Here is a 12979-nt window from a genome sequence, read left to right on the forward strand (position 1 = left end):
GTCGCCGACATGGCCGAGATCCGCCCGCGCGGTCGCGGCGCAGCCGTACTGCGCCGGACAGTCACCGACACCATCCTCGCGGCGGCGGTCGCCGAGCTGGCGGAGACAGGTTATGCCGGGATGTCAATGGGCGCGGTGGCCCGGCGGGCCGGTACGGGAAAGGCCGCGCTCTACCGGCGGTGGTCGTCGAAAGAGGCGATGGTGGTCGACCTCATCGACGTCGTCGCCTCCCGGCAGGTCCCGGTCGGCGGAGCCGGCGACCTGAACGGCGACGTGCGAGCCTACGTCCGAGCGGTGGCGGACACGCTGTCGGATCCCGCGGTCATGTGCATCGTGCTCGATCTGACAGCCGAGGCCGCTCGCAACCCCGAACTCGCCGAGGCGTTCGACACCGCGATCCGGCAACCGCGCAGGGCCGCGTGCGAGCGGTTACTGAGGAGCGCGATGGAACGCGGCCAGTTACCCGCCGACCTCGACCTCGACCTCGCCCTCGACCTGCTGGTCGGGCTCACCCAGTGGCGCGTCCTCAACACCGGCCGCACCGTCGACGACTCCTGCGTCGAAACGACGAGCAAGCTGATCATCCAGGCACTTCCGCTCTGCGTGGGCGTCGGCGATGGGCGTGGTGTGCCGGGATGACGGCTCCTGCGCGGGTTTCCGTGCGCCGGACGACGCCAAGACGCCCCATCCCGCTGAGGCGTGTGGGCGGGTGTGGGCCGCGCCAACGGTGCCACCTACGACCTGGCATCCTGCTCTGAGCGTGTGGGCGGAGGGCTGTTCATCAAGCCGAAGGGCGAGAGCGGGCGAACCGTCTCCGTCGCGTGCGGCACCGTTTCGCGCGCCCGCAACGGTGCAGCACGCGACGGAGACGGACCGTTACCCGTCGATCCAGCCGAGCTCAACCGCCCACCCGTGCGTCATGGCTTCGGCCGCGGGCAGCGTGAGAAACGAAACGGCGTACAGAACGACAAGGAGCCCGATCGGAACGGCCCAGGCGCGAGTGCGGGCTTCCGGCGGACCTGCCTCATCCTGTCCGGCGTCGATGCGGCGCTCCCGCCGGAACCGCGTCCCCGGGAGCCTGCGGTCGTCGGGCCTCAGCGCCCACGAGGCGACGGCGCACACCCCGAACACCAGCGGCACCCCCCACGTCCGAAGACCGTCGCCGACCGTCAGATGCGACACCACGGCACTCGACCATAGGAAAAAGGCGCCCGCGTACGCCCATTCCTTGATCAGCGGCAGCCCGGGCGCGATGATCGCGATGGCCGCGCCCGCCTGCCACGCGGCCAGAACATAGGCGAAGAATTCGGGGTATCCCAGGTGGCGTAACTGGGCTTCCACCCATTCGATCGGCACAAGGTTCCACACCGATCCGGCAACCAACTCGAAGACGATGACAAACGTGGTGGCCCAGAAGGCGACAGGGCGGATCCTGCCCCGATTCCAGCCGCTTCGTGCTGCGGAGGTCGGCTTCTCGCCCGTCGCGTGCTGGAACGTCATGGTCGTTCGAGTTCGCATCGCGGCCTCCTCGTCACGTCGGTCCGCCATGTTCATGAGATTCTCCTTGCGTTGCGAGCGACTTCGGTTCGAAGTCGCAGGTGGCGATCGATTCCACAACGAAGTGGCCGGCCAGGGCTGCCGGCCCGGTGGGGCCGCTGAACGCGACATTCGCCCGCATGCTCGTCACCCCCCGTGAACCGTCCGGGGTGCTCGTCGGTGGTCACGGGGACGCGACCCCTCGCGGAGCGGAGGCGGGCTGCTCGGGACGTGGGCCGCCCTTGGGCCAGAAGCCGGAACCCGGCTTGCGGGCCTCACGGCGGATCCTCGACACCCCGAGCCTGCAGGTCGCCTCCTTGATCACTGCGGCCATGCGCCCGGCGACGTAGAGGTTCACCGCCGTGTCGTCTTTGCGGGCGAGCTGCCGTATGCCGGCGCGCCGGCCGAGGCTGACGCACGATCCGGTGAGGGCCTGGTCGATCACTGCCGGTTCGGTTCCCGCGATGCGGCTCAACACGGTGTTGGCAGCCTGCACCCCGAGCGGCTGAGCGGCCTGGGAGCTCATCCGAAGCGGCCGGCCCGACGGTGCGGCGGCGTCCCCGGCCGCGACGATACGGTCGTCGTCGACGCTGGTCAGCGTCTCGTCGGTGAGCAGCCGGCCAAGCGCGTCGGTCCGCAGCCCGCTCACGGACGCCAAATCCGGCACGCCGAAACCGGCCGTCCAGATGGTCAGTGCGCTCGCACGCATCTCACCGTCGCCCAGAACCACCGCATCCGGCCGGACTTCGGTCACCACGCCGGCCCCGAGCACGGTGACACCGTGCCGGGCCAGCCACGTGGCCACGGATCGGCGAGCGGGCACACTCAGTGCCGGCGCGAGGGATCGGCCACACACCAGCGTGACCGTGCGTCCTTGTTCGGCCAGCTCGGCGGCCGTCTCGATGCCGGTCAATCCGGCGCCCACCACAGTGACCGGAGCATCGAACGGCAACTGGGCCAGCCGGGCGCGCAGCCGCTGGGCGGATTCGAGTTCAGCGATGGGGAAAGCGAATTCGGCCGCTCCGGATACCGATGACGGTATCGCCGCGATGCTGCCGACGGCGTAGACGACGTAGTCATAGACCAGCGCGCGCCCCGACGCCAGCCGCACTGTGCGGGCGGCGGCGTCGATGCGCGTGGCGCTGTCGACCACCAACCGGATGTCCTCTCCCAGCAGTGAGCCGTAGTCCACCGTGGCCTCGCCGGTGTCGGCCACGAACTGGTGCAGCCGGATTCGTTCGACGAAATCCGGGCGGGGATTGACAAGGGTGATGTCGACGTCGGCACGCATCCGCAGGTGGTTGGCCGCGAGTGCTCCGGCGTAACCACCACCGATGACGACGACCTTGCGGGGTGTGTGGTCTTCGTGCGTGGACATGGCGAGGCCTTTCCTTCTCGACTTCAGGCGGTTCTTGAGGCTTTGCGAATGAGCGGAGTCGGTCTTCCCTCACGAAGTGGCCGCCGCGCGGACGATCACGTGTACGGCGATCCGCATACCTGCCGTGGGTGCCCTCCTGCGTGCTGGACGGTGTCTCGCCGGTTGGACAAGACAGCCCCGCGGAATGTGAGGCGACGCGCCGACCTCACCGGAGGACAGGCTCCGCGACCTGACTTTCCCGGAGCGTAAGGAACGGCAGGTCCGGCATGGTCGCCCGGCGACACAGGGGAGTTCGGCCTGTGGAACCGGCCTTCCGCGGCGCGGTGGCGTCAGACGATTTCAAGGTTGGCCATCATCCCCATGTCCTCGTGTTCGGCGTTGTGGCAGTGGAAGAGATAGCGGCCGCGATAGCCGTCGAAGCGGGTGATGATCTCCACTGATTCGCCCGGCCGCAGGGAGACGGTGTCCTTCAGACCGGCGTCGCGGGGCAGAGGCGGCCGGTCGCGGCGCGAGAGCACCCGGAAGCCGACCAGGTGCAGGTGGACGGGATGGTGGACGTCGGCGATCAGCCGCCACACTTCCACGTCGCCGAGTCCGGTGGTGACGTCGGAGCGGGCGGGGTCGAACGGCAGCCCGCCGATCAGCCATCCGTGACCGCCGTGCATACGCCCGGTGCGGAAGGAGAGGTCGCGCACCCTGACGGCGTCCGACCGGCGCCAGGTCGGGAGATCGGTGGAAAGGACACGCGGGATGCGGCTGTCGTCGGTGGCCTCGCGCGCGACCCGGAAGGCCATCACGTCGCGGGTGCGGCCGGAGCCGAGCCGGTTGACGACTCTGACGCGGCCGCCGACCGGGACGCCGGAGAAGTCGACGACCACGTCGTAGCGTTCGGCCGGCGCGATCGGCAGGAACCGGTGGACGACCGGCGCCGCGAGCAGCCCCTGGTCGGCCCCGATCTGCACGAGGTCGAGCCGGTGTCCGTCGTCGGTGATCGCCTCAAGCTCGTAGTGCCGGGCGTTGGAGGCGTTCAGTACACGTAGCCGGTAGCGGGCCGCGTCGATCTCGTGCACGGGCCACGGGGCGCCGTTGACCAGGATCACGTCACCGAGGACCCCGGCAAGGTACGGCTCGCGCACGCCCGGCCGCTCCCGCGACGTGGGATCGAGGGCGGGGTAGTCGAGGCCGCCGTCGGCGGCGAACGCACGGTCCACGATCATGAGAGGCAGTTCGCGCCGCCCGGCGGGCAGGCCGAGCGAGTCCTCGGCATCGTCACGGACGACGTGCAGCCCGGCGAGGCCCCGCCAGACGGCGGGGGCGGTGAAGTCCATCCGGTGGTCGTGGTACCACAGGAGCGTCGGCCGCTGATCCAGCGGGAACGTGTAGTCCCGCGACAGCCTGGTCACCACCGCCCGCGGGTCGTGCATGACGTGTCCCGGCCCGCCCGGACCCGTGCGCGTGACATGGACGGCGTCCGGCCAGCCCTCGGGCAGGACGAGGTCGGTCGGATATCCGTCGGACCCCGCCGGGGTCCGGCCGCCGTGCAGATGCACGACCGTCGGTACGGGAAGGTCGTTGCGATGCGTCACGGTGACCGGCCGACCGCGGCGCGACTCGATCGTCGGCCCCGGGAAGGAACCCTCGTACGTCCACAGCGGCGTCCTGACACCGGGCAGGATCTCCACGGTCGCCTCGCGCTGGGTGATCTCGTAACGGTCGACCCCGCCCGAAGTGCTGACCGGCGCCAGCACGGAGGGAAGCGGCAACGGCACCTGGAACGCGGGCGGCAGCGGCACGGCGCTGCGCAGTTCGGCCCCGGTGAACGGCGTACGGCGGGCCAGCGCGGCCGAGGCCGACAGCCCGCCGGCCGCCACCAGGCCGAGCGCTCCGCCGATGCCCAGCGCCCGACGCCTGGTCACCGTACGGGCACGGCCGGATCGGTCGTCGTACGGCTCACGCATCGTCGGCCCCCTGCCGCTTCGGCTCCCGCGAGCTCCGTATCCGCTCCCGCTCGTTCCGGGGGTGCTGTCGCCTCCGGAGGGGCCGGCTCCACACGGCGACGAACAACGCGACGAGCGCGACGACGGTCATCACCCCCAGCGGGAAGTGCAACCACAGGGCGCCGTCCAGCCCGGCGAAGTACTGCACCGACTCGGCCGCCATCAGCGCCGACGTGGCAAGGAACGGCCAGGCCTGACGCCTCCGTACCCAGATCACGACCCCCACGATCACCTGCACAAAGCCGACATAGGTGACCACGTCGGCACCGGCCGCATGCCAGCGCAAGCCGTCGTAGTCACCGCTCATGTACACCCCGGCGAACACCGGCTGACCGGCGATCGCGACCACGTGCGCGCTGACGACGGCCCGCAGCACCCAGTCGGCGGGCCCCGTCCGATGCCCCGTCCGATGCGTCGCATCGGGCCGGGCCGACACGATCGCGCGGAGCCTGTTGGCCGCGGTAACCATCAAGTGTTCTCCTCACGCTGTCTCGACAAGCCGGTCGGCGAGACGACCGGTGGAAAGGTGTTTGGCCTGACCCGTACGACAAGACAGCGCTTCGAAATGTGAGACAACGCGTCAAGCTCACATTTCGAAGAGCTGTCTTGTCGTCCTACTGACAGCCGACCGCGACCAGAGAAGTCGGGGGACACCATGACCACCCAGCCCGAGCCAGGAGACATACCGCTCGATCCAAGCCTGAGCGCGATCACGGGCGAGCGGCGTCGGCTGATCAATCTCGCCTACCGGCTCCTCGGCTCGCTGGCGGAGGCCGAGGACGTCGTGCAGGAGACCTATGCCCGCTGGTACGCCATGACCCGGCAGCAGCAGGACGACATCGCGTCCCCCGGCGCCTGGCTGTCCACGGTCGCCGGCCGGATCTGTCTCAACGTGCTCACCTCGGCACGGGCCCGGCGAGAGACCTACGTGGGCGAGTGGATCCCCGAGCCGCTGCCGGACCGTACGGAGTGGTTCGGCGGCCGGCCGGCCGGCATCACCGTCGATCCGGCCGACCGGGTCACTCTCGACGAGTCGGTCAACATGGCCTTCCTCGTCGTGCTCGAATCGATGACCCCGGCCGAGCGCGTCGCGTTCGTCCTGCACGACGTCTTCCGCTACTCCTTCGCCGAGGTGGCCGAGATCGTCGGCCGTACCCCGGCGGCCTGCCGCCAGCTGGCATCCTCGGCCCGCCGCCGCATCCGTGCCGCGCGGGCGTCCACGACCCCTGCGGCCCGGCAGGCCAGGATCGTCAGGGAGTTCAAACAGGCATGGGAGGCCAAGGACATCGACGCCCTTGTCGCCCTGCTCGACCCCGGCGCCACGGCGACCGCCGACGGCGGCGGCGTCGCCGGCGCGCTGCTCCGCCCGGTCGAAGGCGCCGAGCGGATCGTGCGCTCCCTGGTCCAGCTTGAGGGAAGGCTCCACGACCTGACGTTCCTGGAGCGTACGGTCAACGGCCGGCCCGGCCTGATCGCCCAGGAAGACGGCGTCACCGTGTCGGTCTACGCGTTCGAAGTGGCAGACGACCGGATCAAGCGCATCTGGGCGGTACGCAACCCCGACAAGCTCCGCTCATGGACGGCGGAACCGCAGCGGCCACCACTGGAAACGCCGGCTCCGCCACAACAGGATCCAGATATGGATCACGAAAGACGACTGCGATAGGCACACGAGCATCGACACGTACCGACACCCGTAGGACTCCGCGGACGAGACCACCCGCGCGGCCGTCGATGCCGCGTCCGCTCCTCGACGACGTACATTCCGAGATCCTGTGGGCCGACGGGGAGCAGACCCCGGCCGTGCTCGCGAAGCTCTTCGTCGAGCGCCCGCTCGCCGAGCACCGCCAGGCGTGGCCCGTCGTGACCTCTCGGCGTCATCGTGTGGTCCGGCCCAGAGAAGGTCTCCACGTGAAGAGTCGCCGCCCCGTCCGCGCGCGGGACACGCCCACCCGGCCGGCTGCGCGAAAGAATCTTGGTGTGGGTTGTAGTGGAGGGCCTTTCCCGTTCGTCATCCACATGACGCACGGGAGAGGAGGGCACCCATGGACACGCATGGGCATGGCCACCGGTGCACAATCGCCCTGTGCCGAAACACGGCCACCACGATCGCCGTGATGGTCACCGCCGGCTACGCGACAGGAGCAACCCGATGAAGTACCTGATGCTGGTGTGCACCGACCCGGCCTACACGCCCGGCCAGGACGACGGCGCCCCGGATGTGGAGGACTGGGTCACGGAGATGGACGGCAAGGGGATCCGGCTGATGGGCAACCGCACCCGGCCGGCGAGCGACGCGACCACGGTTCGCGTCCGCGACCGCAAGGTGCTGCTGACCGACGGCCCGTACGCGGAGACCAAGGACCAGATAGTCGGTTTCGACGTCCTGGAGTGCGGCGACCTCGACGAGGCCATCGAGGTCGCGTCCAGGCACCCGATGGCGTGGGCCGGGATGATCGAGCTGCGTCCGTTCTGGCCCGACGGCGAGGACTGACGGCCGAGGCGGACGACGTCGATGACAGCTCAGGTGGCTCGGGTGAAGGACCGGATCGCCGGGATCTACGCCGACGGGTGGAGTCGGATCGTGGCCACCATGATCCGATTCACCGGCGGCGCCTGGGACCTGGCCGAGGAGTGTGCGCAGGACGCGTTCGCGCAGGCACTCCAGAGGTGGCCGGAATCAGGCGTACCGGATCAGCCACTGGCGTGGCTCACCACCGCGGCACGCCACCGCGCGATCGACCGGATGCGTCGCGCGTCGACCGAGGCGGCGAAACTACGGGAGGTGGCCGCGTTGGACCTGGAACCGTCGCCCTACTCGAGCGACAGCGAGATCCCCGACGAGCGCCTGGAGCTCATGTTCACCTGCTGTCATCCGTCGCTGAGCCTCGAAGCCCAGGTGGCGTTGACCCTGCGGAGCCTGACCGGCATGAGCACCGCCGAGATCGCGCGTGCGTTCCTGGTGCCGGAACGCACCATGGGCCAACGCCTCTTCCGCGCCAAACAGAAGGTCGCGCACGCGGGCATTCCGTTTCGGGTGCCGCCCGCGCACCTACTGCCGGACCGCCTTCCCGCCGTACTCCACGTGCTCTACCTGCTCTTCAACGAAGGGTACGGAGACCCGGAAAAGGCCCGGCTGTGCCTGGAGGCCATCCGTCTCGCCCGGGTGGTGACGGCGTTGATGCCCGACGAGCCGGAAGCGCACGGCATGCTCGCGCTGATGCTGCTGCACGACGCCCGGCGGCCGGCGCGTACGAACGCGGACGGCGACATGGTCACCCTCGCCGAGCAGGACCGCTCGCTGTGGGACCGGGCGCAGATCGCGGAGGGGGCCGCGATCTGCGAACGAGCACTACGGCGGCGCCGCGCCGGGCCGTTCCAGCTCCAGGCGGCCATCGCGGCGTGTCACGCCACCGCGCCGGTCGCCGACCAGACGGACTGGCCGCAGATCGTCGGGCTGTACACGCGGCTCGCGCGGATGGCACCGAGCCCGATCGTGGATCTGAACCGGGCCGTGGCGATCAGCATGGCCGACGGTCCCGAGGCGGCGCTGCCCCTGGTCGACGCGATCGCCGGGACCGGACAGCTCGACGACTACCACCTGTTGCACGCCACCCGCGCCGACCTGCTGCGACGCGCCGGTCGTACGCGGGAGGCGGCCGACGCCTACCGTGCGGCCCTCGACCTCGCACCCACCGACGCCGAACGCCGTTTCCTGCGCGACCGGCTACGGCTCCTCCGACGACCTGCTCGGCCCCCGCGTGCGGCCGTAGGACTTGTAACGGAAACAGGAGACATGACAGCCGAGAGCGCATGCCGGCCGGGTTGCCGCGGCTGACCTGGCTATGGAGCTGACGGAGGGTGGTATGTCTGTTCGCATCTCCGAGGATGCTCTTGTCGCGGGCAGGGCTCAGGCGGGCTGAGCCGCGTTTCCGTGCGTTGCGCCACGGTCGTGTGGTCGACGGCGGGAGATCGCCAGCGCGACGATGGTCGCGACGGCGAACAGCACGAGCGTCACGAGGATGTAGAGGGAGACTCCCGCCGCGGAGTTCACCGGCTCGCCGTTGCCGGTGAGGGAGGTCGCCCGGAGGATGCTTCCTCCGATGATGTTGAGGATCACAGCGCCGACACCAAGCATTACCTGGACCAGAGCGGCCACGATCCCCTGTTTCTCCTCGCTCACCAGCGTTGTCGACAGATTGAAGCCGGAGGTGATCACGGCCCCGGCGGTGAAGCCGAGGAGTCCGGCGGAGATGACGGCGGGGAGGAAGGCGGAGGTGGAGAACAGCAGCCCGAGTGTGGCGAATGTGCCAATGACCATTCCGCCGGCGAGTGTGCGGGCTGGGCCGATCCGTCCGGCGAGCCATCCGGCGAGGATCCCGCCTGTCATGGCGCCGAAGGACGGCACGGCGAAGAGCAAGCCGAGCGCACCCGACGCGCCGGCGAGCCCGTACCCCAGCCCTTCGTCCACGGGGGTCTGCGCGATCAGCCCGACCAGCTGAAGGAGTGCCTGGTAGGCGCCGGCGCCGAGCACAACGACCACCAGGGTGGCTACGACAGGACGAGTAAGCATCCGCAGATCGATGACGGGTTCGGGCAGGCGCAGCGCCGTCAGGACCCATGCGCCAAGGAGGACGATCCCGACAGTGAGCAGGGCGATCATGCCGGCGCTCATCCAGCCCAGGTCATGACCCAGGCTGATGTACGCCAGGATGCCCGCGAGGCCCGCCCCGAGAAGAACGGCGCCGGCGACGTCCACGCGGCTTCTCACCTTGATCGGCGACTCGGGCAAGAAGATGCGGACGGTCAGCGCAGCGAAGAACGCGAGCACGGCGGACACGACGAAGACCGAGCGAAAACCGTACGCACCTACGACGATCTCGAAGAGGAAGGGCGAGACGATGCCAAGGATCGCAGAGCCAGAGGTGACGATGCCGACGGACGTCATACCGACGCGGGGCGGGAAGACCTGGCGGATGAACACGACGGTGATGAACACGGAACCGACGGCGGCGCCTTGAATCACGCGGCCGACCAGGAAGATCCCGATGTTGGGGGCCAGGAGGCAGACCAGCGCGCCGATGCCGCCCACGAGTAGTGCGAGGACGAGCATTCGGCGTTTGCCGAAGACATCGGCGCTCTTGCCGAGGAGCGGTGCCCACATCGCGCCGGCGAGGATCGCACTGGCGTTGAGCCACGCGCTCTGGTCGGTTCCGAAGAACTCCGACATCTGCGGCAGCACGAGCAATGGTGCGACGATGACCGTGTCAACCACCGTGTTGGCGACGATTAGGATGGTGACCCACCAGAGGATCCGACCGCTCCACCCGTTGCCTGGAGTCTCGGTCTCGGAGGGGCTCGTGGGTGTCTGAGTCATGGCCACTTCCCTGAATCTGGACTCGATCGAGGCATCGATCTGAGATTCCGGACATTGTCGGCCTGCCCGGCTAACGCCCCTAGCGTTTGCAGAAAAGTGGCTGTGGTCGGCGACTCGACGCGGGAAACTGCCGGGATTGAGCATCTTGCGAACGTTCCGGGCGACATCGTTGCATGATCGTCTGGTCACTACGATCGGGAGTCGCCGACGAGAAGCGGAGGGAGAGTCATCGATGCGGCCGTACCGGTCGACAGAACACGCAGGTGGGCCGGATCCGCGTCGATGCGACGAGAATGAGTGCAGAACTACAACCGGCACGCCGGCCGGGGGGCCGCACGCGGCTGGTCAGCGAGCGTCTGTGGGCGGCCACGCTCGAGATCCTGGCCGAGAAGGGGGTTGACGGCCTCCAGTACGAGGACCTCGCCGCGCGAGCACAGGTCGCTCGGGCGACGGTGTACCGACGTTGGCCGAATCGAGGGGACCTGTTCCGCGACATACTCGCGCGGTTCGCGGAGACCTTTGTCCCCCTCCACGACTCCGGTGACATCCATGACGATCTGGTCGCGTTCGTCTGTGCCTTCGCCGAGGCCTCCGCCACTCCGGAAGGTCGCGCGGTCCTGCAAATCCTGATGCGGAGGGCCGACGAGAGCGACGGCCTGCGCGAGATAGGCCTGGAACTCCTTGAGCGGCGCACGGATGATCTGCAACTCCGGCTCGATGCGGCAGCGGCCCTTGGTCAGCTCCCGGCCGTCGATGCGCGTTTCGTGAACATGATGCTCGCCGGACCTGTGCAGTGGTTCCTTGTCCGCCGGACTCGACCGTTCACCAGAGACGACGCGGACAAGATCGTCGGCATGGTCCTCGCCGGTTTGCGGCAAGGAGGTGCCGTATAGGGCGCGAAATCTTCGCAGGTGCGCGCGTTCGAGTGCCGTTCTCTGCGCACCGCGTGGCGGGGACCGCCGACGGCAGTTAAAGAGATACTTTGTCTCATTAACGAGCGAGGTCGGCTCGCTTCGGCGAAAGGAGCCATGATGGCGAATGCGTCCAGCTTCGGATGGGCCGGTCACGTGCCCCCCACGACGTTCGAGGAGTACTCCGAGAGGTACGCGGCGTTCTTCAAGATGCGTCGCGAGAACGGGATCATCGAGCTGCGGCTCCACACCGACGGCGGCCCGTACGTCCACAACTGGGCCGCCCACAACGCGTGGAGCCGCGTGTGGCAGGACGTGGGCAACGACTCCGAGAACCACGTGCTCATCATCACCGGCACGGGCGAGACCTGGTTCCAGGGCGACCCGCGACAGACGTGGCCGAAGCCGCTGGTCGAGGAGGAGCCCGACTTCATCTTTCAGCAGACGATCGACGCCTGGAAGCTGATCGAGAACTTCGTCAACAACATCGACATCCCCACGATCGCCGCGGTGAACGGGCCAGGCATTCACACCGAGTTCGCACTCATGTGCGACGTCACCCTGGCCGCCGAGGACGCGGACTTCATGGATCCCCATTTCATGGCCGGCACCGCCCCCGGTGACGGTCTCGCGCTCGCGCTGCAGCATCTCATGGGGAGCAAGCGCGCCGCCTACGCGATCTACGGGGGCACCTCCATCCCGGCACCCAAGGCGCTTGAGTACGGGCTCGTGAGCGACGTCCTGCCCCGCGAGGAACTGCTGCCCAAGGCGTGGGAGCTCGCGCGCGACATCATGAAGCGGCCGCGATTCGCACGATGGGCGACGCACAACATCGTCAACCGCCCCTGGCGCAAGCTCGTCGCGGAGGACTTCGGTTTCCACTTCTCGCAGCAGTCGCTCGCGACGGTCGGGTCGAAGGCGTTGATCCCCGTCCCTGATCTGGTCGCGGACGCACGCCAGCGCAAGGTCTGGTGAGACGGTGACCGGAGGTGAGGGTGCGGTCACCGTTACCAACGGTGGCCGCACTTCCTTCCGGATCGACGGAGCAGGGCCCCCGGTCGTCCTCGTCCACGGACTGCAGATCGGGCAGGACCTCTTCGACGCATTCCGCCGCTACCTCATCGACACGTTCACGGTCGTAACGTACGATCAGCGCGATCGGGGTGCCAGTGTCTTCGCCCCGGAGCCGTACACGATCGACGATCTCGCTGACGATCTCGCCGCGCTGATCTCAGCTCTCGGCTTCGACCAGGCCCACGTCCTGGGCACCTCCTACGGGGGAATGATCGCGCAGGCGTTCGCACTGCGGCATCCGAATCGATTGGACCGGCTCATCCTCGGCTCCACGAATCGGTTCTTCGATCCCGCCCGGCTTCCTGACGGCGTCCGTGCCCTTCTCGGGGCGCTTGAAACGGGCGATCACGCGCGAGCCCGAGCTCTTCTGGCTCAGATGGCCCCCGCCGTCGGCCGCGCCGCTGCGAGACCGCGGGATTCGGAAGGGGAGACGCCGGAGTCCGCGAGCGAGCAGCTCGTGCGACGGTTTGCCGCCACGCGCGGGTTCGACACGCGTGGCCTTCTCGGCTCCGTCACGTCGCCGACCCTCGTGGTGCACGGTCGACGGGACGCAACGATACGGGTCGCCGACGTCCTGGCGATGGCGGACGAGATCCCCGGCGCCAGCGTTCTGCAGCTCGCGGACGCGGGTCACGCATGGGAGAACGAACGACCCGAATCGGCCGCCGCGCTGATCGCGGCCTTCCTGACCGGCTCGGATTAGTAC

The 12979-nt window shown here is 68.8% G+C and carries 12 protein-coding genes; 7 read left to right on the forward strand and 5 right to left on the reverse strand.

Annotated elements, in window-relative coordinates:
- Positions 1–9 precede the first annotated feature (9 nt).
- Positions 10–639, forward strand: a complete 630-nt coding sequence (locus AB0B90_RS17635) for a TetR/AcrR family transcriptional regulator (RefSeq protein WP_350941393.1) — start codon at positions 10–12, stop codon at positions 637–639.
- Positions 640–876: 237 nt separating this feature from the next.
- Here the strand turns inward: AB0B90_RS17635 and AB0B90_RS17640 are convergent, their stop codons facing one another.
- From AB0B90_RS17640 to AB0B90_RS17655, 4 genes are all read right to left on the reverse strand, one after another.
- Positions 877–1554 carry a DoxX family protein gene (locus AB0B90_RS17640; RefSeq protein ID WP_362923398.1) on the reverse strand — a complete coding sequence of 226 codons (678 nt, stop codon included), beginning with the start codon at positions 1552–1554 and terminating at the stop codon, positions 877–879.
- A 166-nt stretch (positions 1555–1720) separates the two neighbouring features.
- Positions 1721–2914, reverse strand: a complete 1194-nt coding sequence (locus AB0B90_RS17645; protein WP_362923400.1) for an FAD-dependent oxidoreductase — start codon at positions 2912–2914, stop codon at positions 1721–1723.
- 329 nt (positions 2915–3243) lie between these two features.
- Positions 3244–4872, reverse strand: coding sequence for a multicopper oxidase family protein (locus tag AB0B90_RS17650; RefSeq protein ID WP_362923402.1), 1629 nt, complete (start codon positions 4870–4872; stop codon positions 3244–3246).
- Complete coding sequence (locus tag AB0B90_RS17655; RefSeq protein ID WP_362923404.1) at positions 4865–5380, reverse strand: hypothetical protein; 516 nt, start codon at positions 5378–5380, stop codon at positions 4865–4867. Before AB0B90_RS17655 ends, AB0B90_RS17650 begins: the two co-directional genes overlap by 8 nt.
- Positions 5381–5566: 186 nt before the next feature.
- Here AB0B90_RS17655 and sigJ point away from each other — a divergent pair, with 186 nt between their 5' ends.
- The 3 genes from sigJ to AB0B90_RS17670 all read left to right on the forward strand — a co-directional run bounded on the left by sigJ (position 5567) and on the right by AB0B90_RS17670 (position 8749).
- The gene (sigJ, locus tag AB0B90_RS17660) at positions 5567–6577 is read left to right on the forward strand and encodes an RNA polymerase sigma factor SigJ (protein ID WP_362923406.1); all 1011 of its coding nucleotides are present in this window, start codon (positions 5567–5569) and stop codon (positions 6575–6577) included.
- A gap of 486 nt (positions 6578–7063) precedes the next feature.
- Positions 7064–7405 carry a YciI family protein gene (locus tag AB0B90_RS17665; RefSeq protein WP_350941385.1) on the forward strand — a complete coding sequence of 114 codons (342 nt, stop codon included), beginning with the start codon at positions 7064–7066 and terminating at the stop codon, positions 7403–7405.
- Between the two features lie 21 nt (positions 7406–7426).
- The gene (locus AB0B90_RS17670) at positions 7427–8749 is read left to right on the forward strand and encodes an RNA polymerase sigma factor (protein WP_362923408.1); all 1323 of its coding nucleotides are present in this window, start codon (positions 7427–7429) and stop codon (positions 8747–8749) included.
- A gap of 72 nt (positions 8750–8821) precedes the next feature.
- Here AB0B90_RS17670 and AB0B90_RS17675 read toward each other — a convergent pair whose 3' ends face one another.
- Complete coding sequence (locus AB0B90_RS17675) at positions 8822–10288, reverse strand: MFS transporter (protein WP_350941383.1); 1467 nt, start codon at positions 10286–10288, stop codon at positions 8822–8824.
- Between the two features lie 293 nt (positions 10289–10581).
- On the opposite strand from AB0B90_RS17675, the gene AB0B90_RS17680 reads away from it, so the two are divergent.
- From AB0B90_RS17680 to AB0B90_RS17690, 3 genes are all read left to right on the forward strand, one after another.
- Positions 10582–11181 (forward strand): TetR/AcrR family transcriptional regulator, encoded by a 600-nt coding sequence (locus tag AB0B90_RS17680; RefSeq protein WP_362923411.1) that lies wholly within the window; start codon positions 10582–10584, stop codon positions 11179–11181.
- A gap of 138 nt (positions 11182–11319) precedes the next feature.
- Positions 11320–12174 carry an enoyl-CoA hydratase/isomerase family protein gene (locus AB0B90_RS17685; protein ID WP_362923413.1) on the forward strand — a complete coding sequence of 285 codons (855 nt, stop codon included), beginning with the start codon at positions 11320–11322 and terminating at the stop codon, positions 12172–12174.
- Positions 12175–12178: 4 nt separating this feature from the next.
- Positions 12179–12976 (forward strand): alpha/beta hydrolase, encoded by a 798-nt coding sequence (locus tag AB0B90_RS17690; protein ID WP_362923416.1) that lies wholly within the window; start codon positions 12179–12181, stop codon positions 12974–12976.
- Positions 12977–12979: the final 3 nt, after the last annotated feature.

Source organism: Streptosporangium sp. NPDC049078, from assembly GCF_040648855.1.
In the GTDB taxonomy this organism is placed as follows: Bacteria; Actinomycetota; Actinomycetes; order Streptosporangiales; family Streptosporangiaceae; genus Streptosporangium.

Excerpts from the sequence above, each read along its gene's own strand:
- AB0B90_RS17670 (WP_362923408.1), top strand. The coding sequence starts at position 7,427 with ATGACAGCTCAGGTGGCTCGGGTGAAGGACCGGATCGCCGGGATCTAC.
- AB0B90_RS17640 (WP_362923398.1), bottom strand. The coding sequence starts at position 1,554 with ATGAACATGGCGGACCGACGTGACGAGGAGGCCGCGATGCGAACTCGA.
- AB0B90_RS17635 (WP_350941393.1), top strand. The coding sequence starts at position 10 with ATGGCCGAGATCCGCCCGCGCGGTCGCGGCGCAGCCGTACTGCGCCGG.
- AB0B90_RS17655 (WP_362923404.1), bottom strand. The coding sequence starts at position 5,380 with ATGGTTACCGCGGCCAACAGGCTCCGCGCGATCGTGTCGGCCCGGCCC.
- AB0B90_RS17680 (WP_362923411.1), top strand. The coding sequence starts at position 10,582 with ATGAGTGCAGAACTACAACCGGCACGCCGGCCGGGGGGCCGCACGCGG.
- AB0B90_RS17645 (WP_362923400.1), bottom strand. The coding sequence starts at position 2,914 with ATGTCCACGCACGAAGACCACACACCCCGCAAGGTCGTCGTCATCGGT.
- AB0B90_RS17685 (WP_362923413.1), top strand. The coding sequence starts at position 11,320 with ATGGCGAATGCGTCCAGCTTCGGATGGGCCGGTCACGTGCCCCCCACG.
- AB0B90_RS17665 (WP_350941385.1), top strand. The coding sequence starts at position 7,064 with ATGAAGTACCTGATGCTGGTGTGCACCGACCCGGCCTACACGCCCGGC.
- AB0B90_RS17675 (WP_350941383.1), bottom strand. The coding sequence starts at position 10,288 with ATGACTCAGACACCCACGAGCCCCTCCGAGACCGAGACTCCAGGCAAC.
- AB0B90_RS17650 (WP_362923402.1), bottom strand. The coding sequence starts at position 4,872 with ATGCGTGAGCCGTACGACGACCGATCCGGCCGTGCCCGTACGGTGACC.
- sigJ (WP_362923406.1), top strand. The coding sequence starts at position 5,567 with ATGACCACCCAGCCCGAGCCAGGAGACATACCGCTCGATCCAAGCCTG.